23 protein-coding genes, 1 pseudogene and 1 riboswitch are annotated in these 21,270 nt (G+C 37.9%); of the genes and pseudogenes, 13 read left to right on the top strand and 11 right to left on the bottom strand.

Going from position 1 to position 21,270, the window contains the following annotated elements; translation table 11 throughout:
* Window positions 1-56 precede the first annotated feature (56 nt).
* The gene (locus ACI48O_RS01215; protein WP_435559873.1) at window positions 57-1,289 is read left to right on the top strand and encodes a homoserine dehydrogenase; all 1,233 of its coding nucleotides are present in this window, start codon (window positions 57-59) and stop codon (window positions 1,287-1,289) included.
* Between the two features lie 79 nt (window positions 1,290-1,368).
* A complete protein-coding gene (locus ACI48O_RS01210; protein WP_435559872.1) occupies window positions 1,369-1,515 on the top strand; it encodes a hypothetical protein in 147 nt (48 codons plus the stop codon).
* Window positions 1,516-1,656: 141 nt separating this feature from the next.
* Here the strand turns inward: ACI48O_RS01210 and ACI48O_RS01205 are convergent, their stop codons facing one another.
* Entirely contained in the window at window positions 1,657-2,025 is a 369-nt protein-coding gene (locus ACI48O_RS01205; protein WP_435559871.1) for a DUF1360 domain-containing protein, read from the bottom strand.
* A 186-nt stretch (window positions 2,026-2,211) separates the two neighbouring features.
* On the opposite strand from ACI48O_RS01205, the gene ACI48O_RS01200 reads away from it, so the two are divergent.
* The 6 genes from ACI48O_RS01200 (at window position 2,212) to ACI48O_RS01175 (ending at window position 7,291) form a co-directional block, all read left to right on the top strand.
* The gene (locus ACI48O_RS01200) at window positions 2,212-2,565 is read left to right on the top strand and encodes a lmo0954 family membrane protein (RefSeq protein WP_435559870.1); all 354 of its coding nucleotides are present in this window, start codon (window positions 2,212-2,214) and stop codon (window positions 2,563-2,565) included.
* Window positions 2,566-2,583: 18 nt separating this feature from the next.
* Complete coding sequence (locus tag ACI48O_RS01195; protein ID WP_435559869.1) at window positions 2,584-3,234, top strand: PspA/IM30 family protein; 651 nt, start codon at window positions 2,584-2,586, stop codon at window positions 3,232-3,234.
* 147 nt (window positions 3,235-3,381) lie between these two features.
* Complete coding sequence (liaF, locus tag ACI48O_RS01190) at window positions 3,382-4,116, top strand: cell wall-active antibiotics response protein LiaF (protein WP_435559868.1); 735 nt, start codon at window positions 3,382-3,384, stop codon at window positions 4,114-4,116.
* Window positions 4,113-5,159: a sensor histidine kinase gene (locus ACI48O_RS01185; RefSeq protein ID WP_435559867.1), complete on the top strand. Its 1,047-nt coding sequence runs from the start codon at window positions 4,113-4,115 to the stop codon at window positions 5,157-5,159. Before liaF ends, ACI48O_RS01185 begins: the two co-directional genes overlap by 4 nt.
* Window positions 5,152-5,784, top strand: coding sequence for a response regulator transcription factor (locus ACI48O_RS01180; protein WP_435559866.1), 633 nt, complete (start codon window positions 5,152-5,154; stop codon window positions 5,782-5,784). Before ACI48O_RS01185 ends, ACI48O_RS01180 begins: the two co-directional genes overlap by 8 nt.
* Before the next feature lie 169 nt (window positions 5,785-5,953).
* Window positions 5,954-7,291: an oligosaccharide flippase family protein gene (locus ACI48O_RS01175; RefSeq protein WP_435559865.1), complete on the top strand. Its 1,338-nt coding sequence runs from the start codon at window positions 5,954-5,956 to the stop codon at window positions 7,289-7,291.
* A 415-nt stretch (window positions 7,292-7,706) separates the two neighbouring features.
* Here ACI48O_RS01175 and ACI48O_RS01170 read toward each other — a convergent pair whose 3' ends face one another.
* Together ACI48O_RS01170 and mscL are read right to left on the bottom strand one after the other, a co-directional pair.
* Complete coding sequence (locus tag ACI48O_RS01170; protein ID WP_435559864.1) at window positions 7,707-8,345, bottom strand: Bax inhibitor-1/YccA family protein; 639 nt, start codon at window positions 8,343-8,345, stop codon at window positions 7,707-7,709.
* A gap of 126 nt (window positions 8,346-8,471) precedes the next feature.
* Entirely contained in the window at window positions 8,472-8,858 is a 387-nt protein-coding gene (gene mscL, locus ACI48O_RS01165; RefSeq protein ID WP_435559863.1) for a large conductance mechanosensitive channel protein MscL, read from the bottom strand.
* A gap of 160 nt (window positions 8,859-9,018) precedes the next feature.
* Between mscL and queF the strand changes: the two genes are divergently transcribed.
* Window positions 9,019-9,516: a preQ(1) synthase gene (gene queF / locus ACI48O_RS01160; RefSeq protein ID WP_435559862.1), complete on the top strand. Its 498-nt coding sequence runs from the start codon at window positions 9,019-9,021 to the stop codon at window positions 9,514-9,516.
* Between the two features lie 34 nt (window positions 9,517-9,550).
* Here queF and ACI48O_RS01155 read toward each other — a convergent pair whose 3' ends face one another.
* A complete protein-coding gene (locus tag ACI48O_RS01155; protein ID WP_435559861.1) occupies window positions 9,551-9,823 on the bottom strand; it encodes an acylphosphatase in 273 nt (90 codons plus the stop codon).
* A gap of 292 nt (window positions 9,824-10,115) precedes the next feature.
* Window positions 10,116-11,348: an aminopeptidase gene (locus ACI48O_RS01150; protein WP_435559860.1), complete on the bottom strand. Its 1,233-nt coding sequence runs from the start codon at window positions 11,346-11,348 to the stop codon at window positions 10,116-10,118.
* Window positions 11,349-11,617: 269 nt separating this feature from the next.
* Between ACI48O_RS01150 and ACI48O_RS01145 the strand changes: the two genes are divergently transcribed.
* Entirely contained in the window at window positions 11,618-12,787 is a 1,170-nt protein-coding gene (locus ACI48O_RS01145; RefSeq protein WP_435559859.1) for a cation:proton antiporter, read from the top strand.
* A 44-nt stretch (window positions 12,788-12,831) separates the two neighbouring features.
* On the opposite strand, the gene ACI48O_RS01140 is transcribed toward ACI48O_RS01145, so the two are convergent.
* Entirely contained in the window at window positions 12,832-14,115 is a 1,284-nt protein-coding gene (locus ACI48O_RS01140) for an MDR family MFS transporter (RefSeq protein ID WP_435559858.1), read from the bottom strand.
* A 238-nt stretch (window positions 14,116-14,353) separates the two neighbouring features.
* Here ACI48O_RS01140 and ACI48O_RS01135 point away from each other — a divergent pair, with 238 nt between their 5' ends.
* Both ACI48O_RS01135 and hutH read left to right on the top strand, forming a co-directional pair.
* Window positions 14,354-16,543, top strand: a complete 2,190-nt coding sequence (locus ACI48O_RS01135; RefSeq protein ID WP_435559857.1) for a DNA topoisomerase III — start codon at window positions 14,354-14,356, stop codon at window positions 16,541-16,543.
* Between the two features lie 681 nt (window positions 16,544-17,224).
* Entirely contained in the window at window positions 17,225-18,727 is a 1,503-nt protein-coding gene (gene hutH, locus ACI48O_RS01130; RefSeq protein ID WP_435559856.1) for a histidine ammonia-lyase, read from the top strand.
* 45 nt (window positions 18,728-18,772) lie between these two features.
* On the opposite strand, the gene ACI48O_RS01125 is transcribed toward hutH, so the two are convergent.
* The 4 genes and pseudogenes from ACI48O_RS01125 to ACI48O_RS01110 all read right to left on the bottom strand — a co-directional run bounded on the left by ACI48O_RS01125 (window position 18,773) and on the right by ACI48O_RS01110 (window position 20,124).
* Window positions 18,773-18,937, bottom strand: coding sequence for a hypothetical protein (locus ACI48O_RS01125; protein ID WP_435560027.1), 165 nt, complete (start codon window positions 18,935-18,937; stop codon window positions 18,773-18,775).
* A gap of 302 nt (window positions 18,938-19,239) precedes the next feature.
* On the bottom strand, window positions 19,240-19,611 hold the full coding sequence (locus ACI48O_RS01120; protein WP_435559855.1) for a hypothetical protein: 372 nt from the start codon (window positions 19,609-19,611) through the stop codon (window positions 19,240-19,242).
* A gap of 34 nt (window positions 19,612-19,645) precedes the next feature.
* Window positions 19,646-19,762: pseudogene (locus ACI48O_RS01115) on the bottom strand (IS1595 family transposase); the annotation flags it as partial.
* Window positions 19,763-20,001: 239 nt separating this feature from the next.
* A complete protein-coding gene (locus ACI48O_RS01110) occupies window positions 20,002-20,124 on the bottom strand; it encodes a hypothetical protein (RefSeq protein ID WP_435559854.1) in 123 nt (40 codons plus the stop codon).
* 301 nt (window positions 20,125-20,425) lie between these two features.
* A riboswitch (cyclic di-GMP riboswitch) is annotated at window positions 20,426-20,522 on the top strand.
* 17 nt (window positions 20,523-20,539) lie between these two features.
* Between ACI48O_RS01110 and ACI48O_RS01105 the strand changes: the two genes are divergently transcribed.
* The gene (locus tag ACI48O_RS01105; protein ID WP_435559853.1) at window positions 20,540-20,665 is read left to right on the top strand and encodes an anti-repressor SinI family protein; all 126 of its coding nucleotides are present in this window, start codon (window positions 20,540-20,542) and stop codon (window positions 20,663-20,665) included.
* Window positions 20,666-20,846: 181 nt separating this feature from the next.
* Here ACI48O_RS01105 and ACI48O_RS01100 read toward each other — a convergent pair whose 3' ends face one another.
* The gene (locus tag ACI48O_RS01100; protein ID WP_435559852.1) at window positions 20,847-21,188 is read right to left on the bottom strand and encodes a helix-turn-helix domain-containing protein; all 342 of its coding nucleotides are present in this window, start codon (window positions 21,186-21,188) and stop codon (window positions 20,847-20,849) included.
* Between the last annotated feature and the right edge of the window lie 82 nt (window positions 21,189-21,270).

The raw sequence follows: 21,270 nt of genomic DNA, 5'->3' as shown, positions 1-21,270 counted from the left end.
TGTTGATAAAAAGAAAAGTTAACCATAATATCTTGATCTACAAGGAGCGGGAGAAGTTGAATACAATTCATATTGCGCTTTTAGGCTATGGGACCGTCGGAAAAGGTGTATACCAAACGATTAAAAATCACCAAAGTCGTTTTAAAGCATTGTTAGGCAGTGAGGTGAAGATTGCCGCTGTCTTAGTAAGAAATATTGAAAGGCACCACTTGCCTGATCAAGACGTACTTTTGACCACTAATTTTGAAGACATTTTGCAGCTCCCTAAGCTTGATGTAGTAGTGGATGCGATTGTTGGCAGTGAACCAAGCTTTACTTATCTGCAAGCGGCAATCAAAAAAGGGTGTCATGTCATTACTGCGAACAAAGAGATGTTCGCTCACCATGGAGGACAATTAAAAGCGCTTGCGGACCAACATCAAGTTTCAATTGGATTTGAAGCTACTGTTGCTGGTGGTATTCCAGTCATACAAACTTTGAATACCCTTTTGAATATTAACAAAATAACCAAACTAGAAGGAATCCTTAATGGGACTTCAAATTTCATTTTAACCAAAATGAGACAAGAAGATCTTTCGTTTGCTGATGCTTTAAAACTGGCTCAAGAACTCGGATATGCAGAATTGGATCCGACCAATGACGTAGAAGGTATTGACGCATTCTATAAAGCGATGATATTAAGTCAGGTCGTTTTTGGGGAACAGCCTCAATGGAACGATGTGCAAAGAAAAGGTATTACAGAAATAACAGCAGAGAAAATTAAACTGTTTTCTGGTATTGGATTAAGATTTAAGCATGTAGCTTGTTTGGAGAAGACGGAAACTGGAATAAAATGTTCCATTAAGCCGGTTCTAGTCTCACAAACTCACCCTCTTTATCAAGTTGAGGGAGTACAAAATGCTATTTCAATTGATGCGGATATCGTTGGGAATATTGCGATTCAAGGTCCAGGGGCAGGGATGTTCCCAACCGCGAGCGCTGTTGTTGAGGATTTCATTCATTTATATAATCCTATACAATCAACCCAATATCAGGAAGCTCAAAAGAAGAAAGCTGCTGCTGCTCCAATTAACTGGATTATTACAGGAGAAGGTTTGGGGCAATTTAAAGCAAATGTTCCGTTAAACAGTGTTAAAGTGCTTCATCCAAGAGTACTTCTTGCTTCAGGAGTTGAAGAAGATTTTGCTAACTATGTGAAAGAAGACCCTAAGTTAGAATATTTTCAAGTATTCGGAGAAGTGAACCTTTTAGGGAAAAGTAAAGATAATAAAATTTTTATAAAAATTTGATATGGCTATTGGCAAGGAATAATCGTTAGAAAAATTTCTCATACTACCTTTAATTGATATGCAAAGGAGTTGTGAGATAATGGGCAGAACAAAACTAGGGAATGCAAATGCCAACCGCAATAATAATAAAAAATTAGGCAACCGTACAAGTGAGGAACTAGTTGAATTTACAACTGGGGAAAAAGGCGGCAGACAGCCCGATCTAAAAGATAAAAATATGTCATAGACTCAAAATAGGGGGCTCAGTATTATGGGGCCCTCTTTTTTAATGCTGGTAAAGATATTTGGACATACATTTGAGGACTAGCTAAAGTGAAATGAACTCAAGCTTATTAAAAATGGGGCAAATGACCAAGTGAATGTTCTGCTACTCCTCCTTGTTCGAATAATAATCCACTTTTTTTATATTTACCCCGACAAACGTTTCAAGTATTGCTTGGGCACCGGCAATGGATAGGATAAAAATAAGATAAATGGCATATTTCGGTGCAAGTAAATAAAAGCTTCCCAAAAAGATCGCGCTCCAAACCCCGGCACACCAGTAACAATTTAATAAATATCCAAACAAGGATTTGGGAACCTCTTTTATTTTCGGACCTTCCTCTGTGATAACCTCGATTTTCTTCATAAACGGCTTTCGAATAAACTCCGTAATTTTATCAAATACAATAAGATGAGTTAGCCGATAGCTTGCTAATATGAGCATCATATAAGACATCCAAGTTAAATCTTCCATAACAGGTATCCCCTTATTAACCACTTTTTTTCATAGTATCACCCTAAAAATATGGATTATCCTAATCGATATTCGTCCGAGTCCTATAACGACTAAGCCTTAAGTCTGATATAAAAATCAAGCTTAGGCTCGTTATGAGAAGTCTGTTTTCTAGATAAGATGGTATCAAGAAAGGAGGAAAACAAAATGAAAAAATTTGGTTTACTATTAGCGGGTGGTATTGCTGCTATCGTGTTACTTTCTAACCTTGGATCAGTGGTGGGTCTGGCAATCAGCTTGTTTATTTTATACTTTGCGTTTAAAAAGTTTTTGAAGGCGAATAAGCTGTTTGCGAAAATTTGCTGGGGACTGATTGGCTTGGTAGTATTAATGGCTTCTGCAGCAAATGCTCCTGGCATTTTAGCCATCGTCGCAGCTTACGTCCTTTACTTAGTATATAAAAATTGGAATAAAAGCAACTCCGATTCAGTGGTAGTGGAATCAGATGATCCATTTACCAATTTTGAAAAACAATGGTCACAGCTTAAAAACAATTATTAATAAAAGGAGAGAGTAACCATGAGTAATTTATTTTCTAGAATCAAGAATGCTGTATTAGCAGACCTTAATGATGTTTTAGATCAAAAGGAACAAAAAAATCCAATTGCGTTATTAAACCAATACTTACGCGAGAGCGAATTAGAAACAGAAAAGGTACGGAAACTGTTGGAACGTCAATATGCGTTGAAGGACCAATTTAGCCGGGAATATCAACAAGCTAAAGACCTTGCAGATAAAAGAAATCGACAAGCCGAGATTGCTTCGCAAGCAGGGGAAAATGAATTATATCAATTTGCGCTAAATGAAAAGGTGCAATTTGAGGATCGTGCGTTACGATTAAAAGAATCTCTTCAAAACGTAACCAACCAGCTTAGTGAATTGGAACAAAAATATGAAGAAATGAAACACAAATTGAAAGACATGCATATTCGCCGCATGGAATTAATGGGTCGGGAGAATGTATCCCGAGCATACAACCGAATGAACAAAGTTCTAGACGATCATTCCTATTCTAACCATTCTTTTTCACGATTCACAGAAATTGAATCCTATCTCGATCGCTTAGAACACCAAGTTAATAGTTCCTATTATCGAAATACAATTGATGCAAAAATAGCACAATTAGAAAAGCAAGCAGCTAAAAAACAAGAGGAAAACATTTCTATCTAATAACGAATTTGTTATTCTTAAAGGGCGTAGGAAATTTCTACGCCTTTTGGTCCTATTAAAATTATACCAATATAGATATTGGTTCTGTGAATTGATAGACTTCAAAAAAGTGGGCAGCCACCATGTTAAAGAAGGGAGGTATTTTCTATGTTAGACAAAATAAAAAATGACTATTTCAGCTGGCTTTTTTTGATTAGTATTTTATTACTTTTTCTTGAGGTTTTATTTTTTAACAAAGGTCTCATATTCTCTCTTCTTGTAGCTGCTGGAATGATTTATATCGGGAAAAAACGGCTCCATCGCAAGCTGGGTAAATTTATATTTTGGGTTGGAATCTTGTTTTTTTCCGCAAGTGTCCTTGGAATGATTACCTTCCGCTTTCTAGTGCTGGCTGCCTTCATCTATTTGATCATTCAATTTGCACAGACAAAGAAAACCCCTAAGCTTGAACTTCCAGTTTTAAAGGAGCCGATGCAAACTCCTGGGAACGAACAAGTCATTTCCCGAGAGCCTATGTTTAAGAACAAACTATTCGGGGATCAAAAGACTCCGGAGCATACCTATGAATGGAATGATATCAATATTCAAACCGGAATTGGTGACACCGTTGTTGATTTAAGCTATACCGTGCTTCCTAAAGGGGAGACCGTTATTTTTATTCGAAATTTTATTGGTAAAATTCAAATCTTAATCCCTTATGATATTGAAGTGAGCGCTCATCATTCCGTATTAGTGGGAAATGTTAATATTCTCCAATTCCAAGGTTCGAGATTGTTTAATCAAAATATTCACGTGCAAACACCTGAATATGATCAACATGAACAAAAGATTAAAATATTCACCTCACTTATGGTTGGAGACATTGAGGTGAGAAGAATATGAGTTTGGTGCAGCGTCAAGTAATGATGGGGATTTTCATCTCGCTTGTGTTGTTTATTCTGATCACAACCGGTTATTTGATCGCTTTTCCACTTTCGAACTGGAGTGAGCTTTGGGAAAGGCAGGTATTGGATCTTCCATTTATATTATCGGTCCCTAGTATCAGTGTCGCAGTTGGGATTGTCTATGGGATTTTTTCCGGGTGGGTCTGGCGTAAACAGATTCATTCCGTTGATCAAATACTTCATGAGCTGGAAGAAGGGCGCCCTATTGAGGCCATTGAGCCAATGGGATTGATCGAATTAGAGTCAATCCAACATAGAGTGTTGAAAATCCAGAAGCAAATGAGTGAGCAAGTGAAGCTATCACAGCGTTTGGCCACTGAGAAGGTTGTCGGGCAGGAAGAGCGAATTCAAGAGATCATCTCTCAGGAACGAAATCGCTTAGCCAGAGAACTTCATGATTCGGTGAGTCAGCAACTGTTTGCTGCTTCCATGATGATGTCCGCGATTAATGAATCAAGACCCAATACAGAAGATAGGGAAACGAAGCAATTAAAGATGGTAGAAGAGATGATCCATCAATCACAGTTGGAGATGCGCGCCCTTCTTCTTCATCTTCGTCCTGTTGCCTTAAAAGGCAAATCTCTTCAAGAGGGCATGGAGGAATTGTTAAACGAACTATCGCAAAAAGTATCGATGACAATTCTGTGGAAAATTGAGGAGTTTCCTTTAGATAAGGGAGTGGAGGATCATTTATTTCGAATTCTCCAAGAATCTGTTTCGAACACATTGAGGCATGCTAAAGCCTTAAAACTTGAAGTCCTGTTAATTGAAAGAGATGACTTTATCATATTACGTGTGGTGGATGATGGGATTGGTTTTGATGTTGAGGAAACAAAAGCGGGCTCTTATGGTTTACAAAATATATATGAAAGGGCAGTTGAAATTGGCGGCTCGATTAAAATTATTAGTGTAAAAAACAAAGGGACTCGACTTGAAGTGAAAATACCTCGAATGACAAAAGGGGTGGAAAGTAATGATTAAAGTGGTGTTTGTTGATGACCACGAAATGGTGAGAATTGGCGTTTGTTCTTATTTATCTGCTCAACCAGATATTGAAGTAATTGGTGAAGCCGACAACGGGAAAACAGGAGCGGAGCTTGCCCTCTCGTTACGCCCGGATGTTATTTTAATGGACTTGGTCATGAAGGAAATGGATGGAATAGAGGCAACTGAGAAAATTATCGAGAGCTGGCCGGAAGCCAAGATCATCATTGTCACAAGCTTCTTAGATGATGAGAAAGTCTACCCTGCCCTGGAAGCAGGAGCAACCAGTTATATGTTAAAAACGTCCAAAGCTAGTGAGATTGCCAATGCCGTTAGAGATACATATCACGGAAAATCTGTACTCGAGCCTGAAGTCACTGGAAAAATGATGCTGAAAATGAGACAAAAACAAACTTTATTGCCTCATGAAGAGCTAACCGGTAGAGAGATGGAAATACTGCTTTTGATGGCAGAAGGAAAAACGAACCAAGAAATCGCTGATGAGCTCTTTATCGCACTTAAGACTGTGAAAACTCATGTCAGTAATATATTAAGTAAGCTTGATGTACAAGATCGGACCCAAGCAGTTATATATGCTTTCAAACATTCATTAATAAAATAAAGAAGGGAAGCCTTAGGATGAGCTGAATTTCAGATGATCCTAAGGCTTCCTTTTTATTATTCATCCGAGAGCATTTCCACCTTTCTTATTTTTTTGTAAATATTCTCTAAGCTTGTCACATAGATTTTATAAAGTGAAATAGTGAAAGACAAACAGTAAGGAGAATAACATGAATTCGATTTTTCGTGGAACGTTGATGCTGATTGGAGCAGCATTTCTAAGTGAATGTGTTGAGTTCTTAGTCAATATGTCGTTAGCAAGGGAATTAGGTGAAAGAGGAATGGGTCTTTATATGACTATTCTTCCGACCATTTTCCTCATTTTTCTTCTATCGAGCTTCGAGATGCCTATTTCCATTTCAAAATTTATTGCTGAAAGAGAAACAAAATTTCACCGCAGCATGCTTACATACGCATTAAGATTAGCAATTGTCTTCACGTCTGTTCTATTAATAGGGGCTATGTTTATTCTTCCTTTCGTTCCTGTTTTTGATAGCTATGATCCGCGTATTCGCTGGCTAGTGATAATCTTAATTCCAATTGTTTCCTTTTCATCGATCGCTAAAGGGTTTTTTATGGGCATGCATCATATGGGAAAAATCGCCACCGCAAACTTCTTACGGAAGATTTTGCAATTGCTCCTGCTCGTATTTATCTTTCATCTTTTCGATTTTGAAACACAGACTGCTTTGTTAATTGCCCTTTGTGCCTTAGTTGGAAGTGAATTAGTCGTGTTTCTTTATTTAATTCACATGTTTTTTATCCAGTTTCAACAGCTCAAACAGCAGCCTCATCAAAAAATATCTGGAAGGGAAGTAAGACAAAGCTTGATGGCTGTTTCGATTCCAACGACGTCATTAAGACTATTCAATGCCCTAACCAATGCCATCGAACCCTTTCTTATTAAGGCTGCGTTGATGCAATCAGGATTGTCCGCAGCTGCGGCTACCGATCAATTTGGATTGTTGGCGGGTGTGGCTATGTCGATTGGATTCTTTCCAGCCTTTATTGCCCATTCATTATTAATTGTCTTGATTCCCACCGTGTCAAAGGCATATGCAGACTATGACTTTGCGAGGCTGAGAAAGCTGCTTCAAAATGTCATGCTAGGAACACTTTTCTATGGCACGATTGCTGTTTCAATTTTTTACTTTTTTGCTCATCCGTTAACAGATTTATTTTTTGACTCTGATTCAGCGGCATGGTATTTGCAAATGCTATGGCCCTATTTCTTGTTTCATTATTTTGTCATTCCGATGCAGGCATACTTAATCGGGCTCGGACTAGTGAAAGACGCGTTTATTCATACTGTCTGGTCAACGCTATTCTCCTTTTCGATTATGTATTTTTTAGGGTCTTCTTATCAGTTCCATATGGGCGGAATCATTATCGGCATGAATGGAGGAATAGTGCTTCTGACTTTGATGCATTATTTAACGATTTGTAAGAAAATCGGCATCTCTTTTACGTTTAAAAGGCCGTTCGAGGCAAGAGGGAGAAGATATTAGCTTGAATATACTTACGATATTAGGTGGGAAGTTGGAATAAGCAGGAGAATTCATAGGCGGAGAATTTCCGGCTAATGTATATGGTGGAGGCTTAAGAAGCCAATATAAGCGGAAATATTCCGATTAACTGCTCTAAATACGTCAAAATCCAAAGATTTGGATAATATAAACGGAAAAAATCCGCTTATTTTTAGGGAAATATGAGCATTTCCCAATTTAAGCGGAATTTTTACGCCTATTTTTCAGACACCAAACAATTGATACTGCAAAAAAAAATAGGGAGAGAAAACCACTGCGATTTCTCACCCTATTTGTATTGCGATTAACTGTTTTGTACCTTTAAAGAGAACTCGTTTTATTACGAATGTGGTGTTCTTTGAATGTCTAGCACCAGTTTCATGCAATCCCTTGCATTTTAATCGTCACTGCTTCCTAGAATTCCAAAGATACGTAAAATATTAATGAAAAGATTAATAAAGTCTAAATAAAGGTTAAGTGCCATTAATGGGACTTCCTCAGCGCTAACTCCGTAATGCTTCATCCGGTTGAAATCAAATAAAACGTAGCCACTGAATACTAACACTCCGATAAATGAGAATGCTAACATTCCAGTTGAGCTTAACGGCCAGATAAGATTAAATATACTAATTGCAATAAGAGCTAGTAAAGCGGCCATCAGCATTCCGCCCAAGAATGATAAATCTTTCTTCGTCGTGGTCGCGTATACTGCTAATCCAGTAAAAACGACCGCTGTAGTTCCAAATGCCATAAATACAGCATTAGCACCGATGAGGGAAAGATAATGAGCGACAATTGGATAGGTGGTAATTCCCGAAATAAACGTAAAGACATACAAGAATGTGTAACCGATCGCTTTTCTTTTTCTAAGGAAGAAGGCGCCTAACAGCATAGCGAACTCGAGAATTACGAGCGGTAAAAATAACGCAGGTGGAACAAAAACCCCAGCTGCCATCCCAATTACTGAAATGGCAAGCGATAGTGCAAATGTTCTAAGCACCGAAGGTAGAAATTGCGTATGTGAATATGCATACATAAAACTCACCTCTTAGTAGTTTTATTTAATCATACGATATTGAAACAGGTTTGTTTCACTTTTTTTGAAAAAACTTTGGCTAAGCCCAAGGAGCAGTTAAGCAAAATGGTATCGTATTGCAGTTTGTTACCGATCTTTTTCCATGGCACCTTGTTTCAATAAATCTCGAATTTCCTTCAAAAGTTCTTCTTTATGGTCGATGACGATTTCCGATTTGACTTCTTCCTTCTTTTTAAAACGATTAAAAAACCGGATGACCATGAAGATGGTAAAAGCGATAATTAAAAAATCAAACACACTTTGAAGGAAAACACCATATTTTAGTTCTTCTTTATCTACTACAATGGAAAGTTCACTAAAATCCATCCCGCCTAAGATAAAGCCAAAAAGCGGCATGATGATATCGCTAACTAAAGACGTTACAATTTTTCCAAAAGCTGTTCCAATAATGACCCCGATCGCCAGGTCGATGACATTTCCTTTCAAAGCAAACTTTTTAAATTCTTGCCACATGATGAGTCCCCCTAGTTTAGAATACTATTATTTTAACCTAATCCAAATGAATATTAAAATTTTCAGCGTAACATTAATTCCATAATTGTCCGTTGACAGGGTACTTATTTTTCCATATTATATGGGTTGGAAAATACCTGATTTAAAGGAGGCTTTTTTCGTGGCAGGTAGAAGAGATGAAGAACTAACCGATATTACTTTACTTGGCAACCAAGGAACGAAATATTTGTTTGAATACGCTCCGGAGATCTTAGAGGCGTTTGATAATAAGCATCCAAACCGCGATTATTTTGTTAAATTTAATTGCCCTGAGTTTACTAGTCTTTGCCCAAAGACGGGTCAGCCTGATTTTGCAACGATTTATATAAGTTATATTCCAGGTGCTAAAATGGTGGAGAGTAAATCATTAAAGCTTTACTTGTTCAGTTTTCGAAATCATGGCGACTTCCATGAAGATTGCATGAACATCATTATGAATGATTTAATCGCTTTGATGGATCCAAAATATATTGAGGTATGGGGGAAATTCACGCCAAGAGGCGGGATTTCAATTGACCCTTATGTTAATTACGGCAAGCCAGGCACAAAATATGAACAAATGGCTGAATACCGTTTAATGAATCATGATTTGTACCCGGAGAAAATTGATAATCGTTAATAAAAAAAGAGAGGCAGCCAGAGTTATGGCTGCCTTAATATTTAATCTTAAAAGAGTTGAAGCTTTCGGTTTTGTTTATCTCTTGAACGGATATATCATTTACAGTTGAAAAAGGATTTCCTCTTCGAACATCCTCGAGAAATAAAATTAAATTATCTTCTGTACCTTCAGCAATTATTTCGACAGAGCCGTCCTCACAATTTCGTACCCAGCCGCGAATTCCATACTGGACTGCCTTCATTTGTGAAAAATAACGAAATCCTACACCTTGAACATTCCCATATACAGTAAGATGGATTTGCTTCAATATAAATTCCCTCCGGTTAAGCCATGTTGATAATATACCTAGAAGCTTAGTAGTTTATAACTATAATTTACAGTGATTTGAAAAGGCTTGCAATGACAAATGTGACATTCGTTTGAACAGAATGAGCAAAATCACTCTTCTTTGTTAAACTTGGTTGTTGATTTCCGCTCCAGGTGCTCGCTTTCCGCGGGGGAGTCCGGGAGCCTCCTCGGCGCCATAGCGCCTGTGGGGTCTCCCGTGACACCTTCTCCCGCAGGAGTCTCGCACCTTCCGCTTCAATCAACAAAAAAGTTTAAAATGCCCAGTCGCCATTGCGAAATACTGGTTCTGCCTTTCCGTCAACAGTGATTCCATCAATATTCATTTCTGGAGATCCAATCATAAAATCAACATGGGTTATACTTTCGTTTAAGCCGTTTTCTATCAATTCTTCTGCGGACATTTTTTTCCCGCCTTCAATACAAAACGCATAGGCACTGCCAATGGCAAGATGATTAGAGGCGTTCTCATCGAATAAAGTATTATAAAATAAAATATTTGATTGAGAAATTGGCGAATGGTAAGGAACGAGCGCCACCTCACCTAAATAATGTGATCCTTCATCCGTCTCAACTAAGCGCTTAAGAATTTCTGCGCCAGTTTCCGCTTTGAAATCAACAATTCGTCCATTCTCAAAAGTAAGTGTGAAGTTATCAATAATATTTCCGCCAAAGCTTAAAGGTTTCGTGCTTGTAACAAACCCATTTACACCTGTTTTTAAAGGGACAGTGAAGACTTCCTCAGTTGGCATGTTAGCCATAAATTCTTGCCCTTGTTCATTTACACTACCAGCTCCAACCCAAAGATGCTTTTCATTTAGTTCGATTGTAAGGTCGGTACCAGGTGCTTTATAGTGAAGCTTTTTATAACGTTTTTTGTTTAAGTAATCCACTTTTTTGTGGAGCTCGGCATCATGGTTTTTCCAAGCCTCGACTGGGTTATCCGTATCTACTCTCGTGGATTTAAAAATGGCATCCCAAAGCATTTGGACTCTTTTTTCCTCAGGCTCATCAGGGAAAACTTTTTCGGCCCACGCATCAGAAGCTGCTGCAATCACGGTCCAGCTGACTTTATCAGATTGTATGTATTTTCGATATTGACTTAATGCAGTTCCAGCGGCTTTTTGGAAATTGGCTATCCGCTCTGGATTAACTCCTTTTAATAAATCAGGACTTGAAGAAACAATTGACATAAATGCAGCACCGTTTTCAGCCAGTTCCTCTGTTTCTTTGGCACGCCATTTTGGGTATTCATGAAAGGCTTCGTCTGGAGCTAAATCGTATTTTAATCTTGAAACGATATCATCATTCCAATTTACGATGACGTTGGCGGCACCTGTTTCATATGCCTTTTTAACTAACAACCGCACAAATTCCTTTGAGTCAATCGTAGTATTCACGACGAGGGTTTGCCCTTTTTGAATATTTACGCCAACTTTCACTGCAAGTTCCGCATATTTTTCTAAGTTTTTTTGGAATTCACTCATCTATTTCGCTCCTTTACCAAAATCTTCATAATTAATTGTATCGATTTCCGAAAGAAAAAGAAACAAAAAGCCTTTAAATTAAGATTTATAAAAGAATATAAGAATTTCTTATTGAAAAATGCCGTTATTATTATATATAATGAATACTAGAAGTAACGAATTTAAAAATATATTTTTTTTGGAGGAGTCTGTCACCAAGGGATTAGTATGTCCCGTGGTTGACAGGCTCTTTTTGTATTTTTTTAGATTCGGAGAGAAGGAGAGATAGAGTGTTAATACTTCAGTTAGCAATAATTTTAATTGCCTCAAAAATTGCGGGTGACATTAGCGTACGGCTTGGGCAGCCTTCTGTTCTAGGAAAGCTGTTAATTGGTATCGTTTTAGGCCCATCGCTTTTAGGTTTAGTGACGGATACGGACACGATAGCGGAGTTTAGTCAGATCGGTGTCATTCTGCTTATGTTCATTGCTGGATTAGAAACGGATCTGGATGAATTTAAACGGACCGGAAAAGCATCGACATTTGTTGGACTTGGTGGGATTATTGTTCCATTAGTAATCGGCTATTTTACCGGACACATGATGGGTATGACCAACTTTGAGTCTTGGTTTTTAGGATTATTACTTTCTGCTACCAGCGTAAGTATTTCCGTGCAAGCCTTAAAAGAGTTGAATAAGTTAAAGAGCCGAGAAGGGGCTACGATTCTAGGTGCAGCAGTAATTGATGATGTTGTAGTGATACTTGCCTTGGCCTTTTTAATGAGCTTTGCGGGCAGCGATGTGCACTTAGGGTTAATTGTCTTGAAAAAGTTCCTATTTTTCACAGGTGCCTTCCTTCTTAGTTGGAAGGTTGTTCCATGGTTCTTAAAGAAGTTTTCTCCATTAAAGGTAACGGAAACGGTCATCTCATCAGCTTTAATTATCTGTTTTGTATTTGCATACTTAGCAGAATATACGGGTGTGGCCGCCATTATCGGTGCTTATATTGCAGGTATTGCAATTAGTTTAACAAACTATAAGCATGAAGTATTTGAAAAGGTTGAAACGATCAGCTACTCCATCTTTGTCCCAGTCTTTTTTACATCGATCGGGATTAAGGCTCAATTTGATGGGATTACTGAAAATTTAAGTTTAATTATTATCTTAAGCTTTATTGCTATTCTAACTAAATTCGTTGGTGCAGCAATTGGCGCAAAATCATCCGGGTTTAATTGGAACAGCTCATTAGGGATTGGCTCAGCCATGGTTTCACGGGGAGAAGTGGCTTTAATTATTGCATCCATTGGTTTAGAGACAAAGCTGTTGAGTGCGGATATGTTTGCAGTACTTGTTGTGGTTATTCTCGTAACTACGATCGTTACACCACCAATGATGAAGTTTTTCTTTAACCCAAAGGTGAAAAAGCTGAAAAAACCTCAAGAACGTAGTTTTGGAGGTTAAGAGAAAGAGCATCGAGATGATTTCGATGCTCTTTTTCTAATCTATTAAGCTGAGCCTTTGGCTGGACTTTGTTTCGTTTGCTTCTCATACATAGAAAACATCAGCCAAAAAATGACTGCACTTAACACGGCTAAGAGGCTTAACAATACAATTGTCCAGTCATAGCCAATCCACACCGTCAAAGGGATGGAAATCGGAGCAATCGTTTTGCCAATCGTATAACGCAGGCTGGCTGCGGCAAAATATTGCCCACGTAAATGCTCAGGAGCCAGCTTGGAAACGAAGGTTTGCTGAAGGCCTGCAACCATTAACTCACCGAGTGTAAAAATGCCCATCGCAAAGATTAAACCCCATATCCAGCTTGTTTGCCCGATGAGAATGATGGCAATGGCATATGCCAAGGAGGAGAGGACAAATACATTTCGCTCCCGAAATTTGTCCATCCAATTCGTTACCAATACGGTAAATAAAGCAACTAATAGACCATTTTCCGATAAAAGTATCCCAAATGCTTGTTCACCCTGAATCGTAAAGGACCATTCACCTAATGTAAACCAAGTTTGTTCTTGAACATTTTCCTTTGTGTAGACTGGGATAAGCAAGTCAAGCTGCATAAACGTTTGTGCAACTAGAACCCCGCCAATAATAAACAATAAAAAGATTCTATCTGTTAAAATAATTCGATAATCCTTCATTTGATTGGTAAGAAAGGAAAACCAACGATGATTCCCTGTTGTATCTCGATTTCTAAAGAATGGAGCTGTCTCTCTAGTCCATTTAGCCAGGATAAATGCTAGCAAGACACAGGCTGTTCCGGCTACGAACATAAGCTGAACTCGATAATTTGTATAAAAAATAGCCCCTAGTAAAGGTCCGATCACCACGGCAATATTAATGGAAGTATAGAAAATAGCAAATACATGATTGCGATTTTCCTCGTCAACGACATCTGCGACCATTGCTTGACTTGCTGGCCAATAAAAGGCACCAAAGATCCCAATGAATGCATAGCAGATAAACCCAATCCATGGAGAGTCAAGCAACGGGGAATTAGCCAATCCAAAAACGATAAAACAAATCCCCTGCCCGCAGGCAGAAAGAACCATCATTCGTTTGCGCCCGTACCGGTCGGCCCAATAACCACCTATTAAATTGGCAAACACGGAAAAGGCTTGTGAAAAAATTAATAGAAGGCCTGCCTTGTCTTTACCGAACTCTTCTGCAAAATAAATAGTAAGGAAGGGAAAAAACATCCAAAATGAGATGTTCATTAATGCTTCGCCATATAATCTAATCTTTAAATTTCGATCCCAATCTCTTATTCTCATCTGGTTTCTCCGTTTCCCTTTAAGACATAGCATGATTTGTTGCTGAAAATAATTATATCATTATAATGGTTTGGAAAATATCGGGAAGAGAAGCGAAAGGGTTTAATATATACCGAGATTTTAGATTTAGATGGATAAGGTCGATTCTTAATAACCTCTTCCTCAACAGGTCTGCATTTTATGACATTGTATGATATATTAAAAATTAAATGTTATTCCGAAAGGATGTTTATCAAAAGTGAAAAAAAGTGTAGTACTTGCTGAAAAACCTTCAGTTGCCCGAGATATTGCTCGAGTACTGAATTGTAATAAAAAGGGAAACGGTTTTTTAGAAGGAGACAAATATATTGTCACTTGGGCGCTGGGACATTTGGTTACGCTTGCAGATCCGGAAAGCTATGATGAAAAGTATAAAACGTGGAAAATAGAAGATTTACCAATGATGCCAAATGAGTTAAAGCTTGTCGTTATTAAGCAGACCAGTAAGCAATTTCATGCAGTCAAGAGCCAATTACAGCGATCTGATGTAGGGGAAATTGTAATTGCAACGGATAGTGGTCGCGAAGGTGAACTGGTTGCTCGTTGGATTCTGGTAAAAGCAAAAGTAAATAAACCAATTAAACGCCTTTGGATTTCTTCCGTGACAGACAAAGCAATTAAAGAAGGCTTTCAAAAACTAAAGAATGGTAAGGAGTATGAAAATCTGTATCATTCAGCGGTAGCACGTTCGGAAGCAGATTGGTTTATCGGGCTAAATGCAACGCGAGCATTAACCACTCGATTTAATGCCCAACTGAACTGTGGTCGTGTACAAACGCCTACGGTGGCGATAATCGCAGCCCGGGAGGACGAAATTAAAAATTTCAAAGCGCAGAACTATTACGGTATAGAAGCACAAACAACAGACAACTTAAAGCTGTCTTGGCAAGATGCAAAAGGAAATAGTCGCAGCTTTGATAAAGACAAGATCGATGCGATTGTAAAAAAACTGGGCCAACAAAATGCCATTGTGACCGAGGTTGAGAAAAAGGCAAAGAAATCCTTTGCTCCTGGTCTTTATGACCTAACGGAATTACAGCGTGATGCGAATAAAATTTTTGGATACTCTGCAAAAGAAACGTTAAATATTATGCAAAAGCTCTATGAGCAACATAAAGTTTTGACGTATCCTCGTACAGACTCGCGCTTTATCTCTCAAGACATTGTTGGAACGATTCCAGAACGATTGAAGGCTTGTGGAGTAGGTGAATATCGTTCATTAGCAAATAAGATTTTAACCAAACCTATAAAGACTTCTAAAGCATTTGTGGATGATAGCAAAGTGTCCGATCACCATGCAATCATTCCAACAGAAGGCTATGTTAACTATTCGGCATTCACAGATAAAGAAAGAAAAATTTATGACTTGGTTGTTAAACGCTTCTTAGCTGTGCTTTTCCCAGCATTTGAATACGAACAATTAACACTCCATGCAAAAATCGGCGATGAGCGCTTTGTTGCTAGAGGGAAAACAATATTATCAAGTGGTTGGAAGGAAGTTTATAATAATCACTTTGAAGATGATGATTCAGTAGATGACTTGAAAGAGCAAATTTTACCTCGTTTTGAAAAAGGGGATACAGTAAATATCAAACTAATCGCACAAACATCAGGTCAAACCAAACCTCCAGCACGTTTTAATGAAGCTACATTGCTATCGGCAATGGAAAACCCAACAAAGTATTTGGAAGCACAAAATAAACAACTTGCCGAAACATTAAAGTCAACTGGAGGATTAGGTACAGTTGCAACTCGCGCAGATATTATTGAGAAGCTGTTTAATTCTTTCTTGATTGAGAAGCGGGGTAAAGAAATTTTTATCACTTCAAAAGGAAAACAATTATTAGACCTTGTGCCTGATGAATTAAAATCTCCAGCGTTAACGGCTAAGTGGGAACAAAAACTTGAAGCTATCGCAAAAGGCAAGCTGCGAAAAGATGAATTTATTAAGGAAATGAAAAGTTACACAAAAGAAATTGTAGCAGAAATTAAAGCTAGCGATAAAAAATACAAACACGATAATATCTCGACAAAAGCATGCCCAGATTGCGGTAAACCAATGCTTGAGGTAAATGGTAAAAAGGGCAAAATGCTTGTTTGTCAGGACCGGGAATGCGGCCATCGCAAAAATGTCGCTCGGGTAACAAATGCACGTTGTCCGCAATGTCACAAAAAACTAGAGCTTCGCGGAGAAGGCGACGGGCAAATTTTCACATGTAAATGCGGCTATCGCGAAAAACTATCCTCATTCCAGGAACGCCGTAATAAAGAGTCTCGCGGAAAAGTAGATAAACGAACTGTACAAAAATATTTGAAACAGCAAAATAAAGAAGATGAACCAATTAATACAGCACTAGCTGATGCACTAAAGAATTTAAAATTAAAGTAGTATTTATAAAATTTTTAAGAAATTGGCCATGTTATACGATACTGTTGATTTTTTCGAAATCATTAATTACCAAATCCTTTTCGTATTGTAAATTGGGGCACCAATTTTCACTATTAGTTACCGTAATCTCATTCGTATTGTAAATTGGGTCGTCAATTTTCATTATTAGTTACCGTAATCTCTTTCGTATTGTAAATTGGGTCGCCAATAGCCCTTATTAGTTACTTAAATCCCATACGTATTGCAAATTGGGTAACTAATAGCCCTTATTAGTTACCTAAATCCCATACGTATTGCAAATTGGGTCACCAATAGCCCTTATTAGTTACCTTAATCCCATACGTATTGTAAATTGGGTCGCCAATAGCCTTTATTAGTTACCTAAATCTCTTACGTATTGCAATTTTGGGTCACCAATAGCCCTTCAAACGAAGAGTATTTGTTTAATAAACTAAACAATAATTTTATTTATCATGGCTAAGAAATAAATGCAAGTTCACGAAAATTGATTTGATGCATATGTTTATAGTAGATAAGGGATGGATTTTTATCATCTTCATCAAAAAATTGTGCCAAACATAATCATACATCACTGATTTTAAGAGGCTGGAATCTTTCAAACCTAATTGTTTGAACAGACCAGCCTTTTCTTTATTTTTCTCTTTAAAGGAGGAAAAGAGGATGGTCATCTTAACGGGACAATCGTTAACAATAGAAAAACTTTCTAAGATACTATTTAAAAATGAAACAATTTCTGCAGTAACAGGAAGCTTAAGACGAGTTGAGAAAAGCCAACAGGTTGTTGAAAAAATTGTCTCAGAGAAAAGAATTGTTTATGGGATTAATACTGGATTTGGTAAATTCAGTGATGTACTAATTGATCAAAATCTGGTTAGAGATTTACAACTAAATTTAATTCGATCACATGCTTGTGGAGTTGGGGAGCCCTTTCCGGAAATAGTATCGAGAGCCATGCTGGTCCTACGGGCAAATGCACTGCTAAAGGGGTACTCCGGGGTAAGGCCAGTTGTGATTGAAACATTAGTAGAATTAGTAAACCGGAACATTCATCCCGTTATTCCTCAGCAAGGCTCCTTAGGTGCAAGTGGTGACCTAGCACCATTGTCCCATCTTGCTCTCCTCCTAATCGGAGAAGGAGAGGTCTATTATGATGGAAAAAAGATTCCGACAATGGAAGCTTTTAAGCGAGAAAAAATTTCTCCGATCAGGCTAGAGGCGAAGGAGGGCTTGGCCTTAATCAATGGAACGCAGGCGATGACCGCAATGGGGGCAGTTGCTTATCTTGAAGCGGAAAGACTAGCCCTTCAAAGCGAATTAATTGCTTCTATGTCTCTTGAAGGATTACGGGGAATTATCGATGCTTTTTCTGAAGAAATCCATAAAGTACGAGGTTATAAACAGCAAATCAAAACAGCTAAGCGGATTAGAGCTTATTTAAGAAATAGTAAACTAATCTCACATCAGGGGCAGCTTCGTGTTCAGGATGCCTATTCACTTCGCTGTATTCCACAAGTACTGGGAGCTACATGGCAAGCACTTGATTACGTAAAAGAAAAGCTTACAATCGAAATGAATGCGGCCACCGACAATCCACTAATATTTAACTCACAAGTAATTTCAGGCGGAAATTTCCATGGCCAACCAATCGCCCTGGCGATGGATTTTATGAAAATTGCTGTCGCAGAACTAGCCAATATTTCCGAACGAAGAATTGAACGTTTAGTAAATCCGCAATTAAATGATCTGCCACCATTTTTAAGCCCCGAACCTGGCCTGCAATCTGGAGCCATGATCCTGCAATATTCCGCAGCATCACTTGTTTCAGAAAATAAAACGTTAGCACATCCGGCAAGCGTCGATTCAATTCCATCATCTGCAAACCAAGAAGACCATGTTAGCATGGGAACGATCGCCGCCAGACATGCTTATCAAATTGTTTCGAACGCAAGATTTGTGATTGCGATTGAGTTCATCTGTGCCATGCAAGCGGTGGAGTTTTGGGGGATTGAAAAGATGGCAGATGCGACAAGGGAATGTTATCTGGAGGGGAGAAAAGTAGTGGAAACCATTAAGAAGGATCGAGTTTTTGCGAAGGATATTAAAGCAATGGCAGACTGGTTAAAGAATGTGGATCTTTGGAAATTGGCTGATATCTCAGAGTGAAAAATATTGGCCATCGTATCTTATACGACAGCCAAAGAACTATTGTTAAGTATTTTCTTCTCCATCAACCCGGTTTTTGAATGCTTCTTGAACGACAATTAGTTCTTCATCGCCAATTCTTTCCTTTGAATGTTTCTCAGTTATGCTGTTTTCCGGAAAGTTGCCGGGATGATTTTTTTTCTTGTGCTCGTAAGCTTTACCACGCCCCAACATGACCACTCCTTTCTTTCTGAGTTGTAGCATGCCCGAAGGAACATAAAATAATGTGCAAAAATTTTATATAACAATAGCCTATTGTGAATTTATTCACAATTCCTTCACACAAAAATCACCCAATTTGGTATATAATAAAATTGTTCAATAGTTCACAAACCCCCCAATATTTTTATTGAATATAACACTCAGAGAATGATGCTCACCCCCCATGAGCATCATTTTTCTTTATGCCTCTGTTAAAGTGTATTGTTAAAAATTTAAAGAAAAAAAGAGCGATTTTCGGTCTTGCCCAAAAATCATAAACTTTCCAGTTCTCGGAGATGTTTACGGATTTCAAAAGCAACATTTGTAGGGTTATCAATTTCAAAAATCACATAGTTATACTTCTCGTGACCATCCAGTTCGATTATTAGCAAAGGAACTTTATTTTCGTAAGAGAGAAAGTACCACTCATTAGCGTATTTAAAACTACCTTCGAAAATATTCAGGGCGGAGATAGAAGTTCCAGGCATCCGAAGCATCCATTGGGGGGCATCAAAACTGTCAACATATACACTCTTGATAGTGTTAAAAGGTATTTTTAAGTGGAATCTTAGGGAGAAAAGTGCTGTTGCACCACTCAGTTTTAAAATTACATTTTTATCATCAAATTGTACTTCTCTTGCCATGCTTGAACCACCTCTCCCTAAATTGTTTTGACGGTCAAACTGAAAATTTAGATAGATGTAAACTATCATAAGTATACGTCACTTCAATTACAAATGATGTTTGCAAAAGCTCTTTAATATGTTGCTTAGTGCTTTCGTTACTGCGACTATCTGTTAAAGCTCAGTGTTGATTTTTTACGCAATGTTGATTGGAGCGGAAGGCGCTTGACTCCTGCGGGAGCAGCGGGACAGGCGAGACCCCACAGGAGCTTTAGCTCCGAGGAGGCTCACCGCCCGCCCCGCGGAAAGCAAGCGCCTGGAGCGGAAATCAACAGCCCAATTTAACACCTATATAAAAAAAGAAAAACGGTCATCAACCACTATGGTCATGACCGTTTGATCAATATTTCATTACTCTTTACTTTCCTCAATAGGTACTGGTACTTCCGGCTTTGAAATATGGTCAAGGAAGAATCCGAAACCAACCATCATAATAAGTGGACCAACGATATTTACAATATGCCAAACCGTCATGGAAATACCCCCTTATATTAAATAGGTTGAATATATAATAATATTTTATCTAAATTTTCAGAAAATAGACACATAAAGTTCACAATTTAACCAAAAACTTATCGACAACATTTCACATTACCAATGGACTAGTAGCAATTTGGTGTAGTATCTCCAGTTTCAGGAAATTTAAAAAGGTAGTTCAGCTAATGTAGGTAATAATCATTATGACATTGTCAAAATTTGTATTAAAAAAATATTCTAAATTGACAAAAAAATACACACTTATTGCCTCAGACAAGTTAAAATATAAGAAAAACGATGCAGATAAGGGCAAACCTATTGAAAAATAGGGACGCAAAGTCACAGATCTAAGGTCATTTCCATAAGAAGTGTACTATGGTGGCTGGACTTCCTGGTATAGGTGGAGGAACAAATGACTACAAAATCAAAAACAAATGATGAATTGGATGTAGAATGGGTTCAGCTGATCCTCGAAGCGCTAGAACTAGGAATTGATAAAGACGAAATAAGATTATTTTTAAAAGGAAAAACAGTTTAATAATGAATTATCAGGTACATATGGGGAAGAAGGAATAGGTGGAAGAACGAACGGAAGAAAGTATAGACTTTTGCCTTGAGCCTAAATTCTAATTTAAGAGGCTGACTCTAAAATAAAAGGTTCAGAACTCACTGCCAATCATATCCCTCAAGGGTATGAAATTTGGAGTGAGTCTGAACGCTTATGAGTCAGTCTCTTTGCCTTTATTTTGGTTTATTTTCCATTTATTAAATTCAAGGTACTCTCGAAATTGCTCTTTTGTTACACCTGAAGCCATGGCCTCTTTTACTAAATTAATCCAATCAGTATCTAATTGGTCTGTATTCGGTTTATTAAGAATAAAATAATCAATTGAAACTCCAAGCACATTCGCAATTTTTTCCAGGAATTGGATTGAAGGATTGGATTGGAGATTACGTTCCAATGAACTTAAATAGGATTTTGCAACCCCAGCATGGTCTGCAAGTTCTGTTAATGACATTTTCTTTTCTTGACGAAGCCTTTTAACACGATCACCTATCATTAAGCTTCACACACCTTAATTAAAATATAATTTTATTATAACAAAGGTGAAAAGAATGTTCCATACAACGAACGAAAAATTT

Origin of the sequence: Neobacillus terrisolis, from assembly GCF_051233475.1 — a bacterium.
Classification (GTDB): domain Bacteria; phylum Bacillota; class Bacilli; order Bacillales; family Cytobacillaceae; genus Bacillus_BU.
Note: the sequence above shows the minus strand (reverse complement) of the source record. Positions and strands in the feature narration are given on the sequence as shown.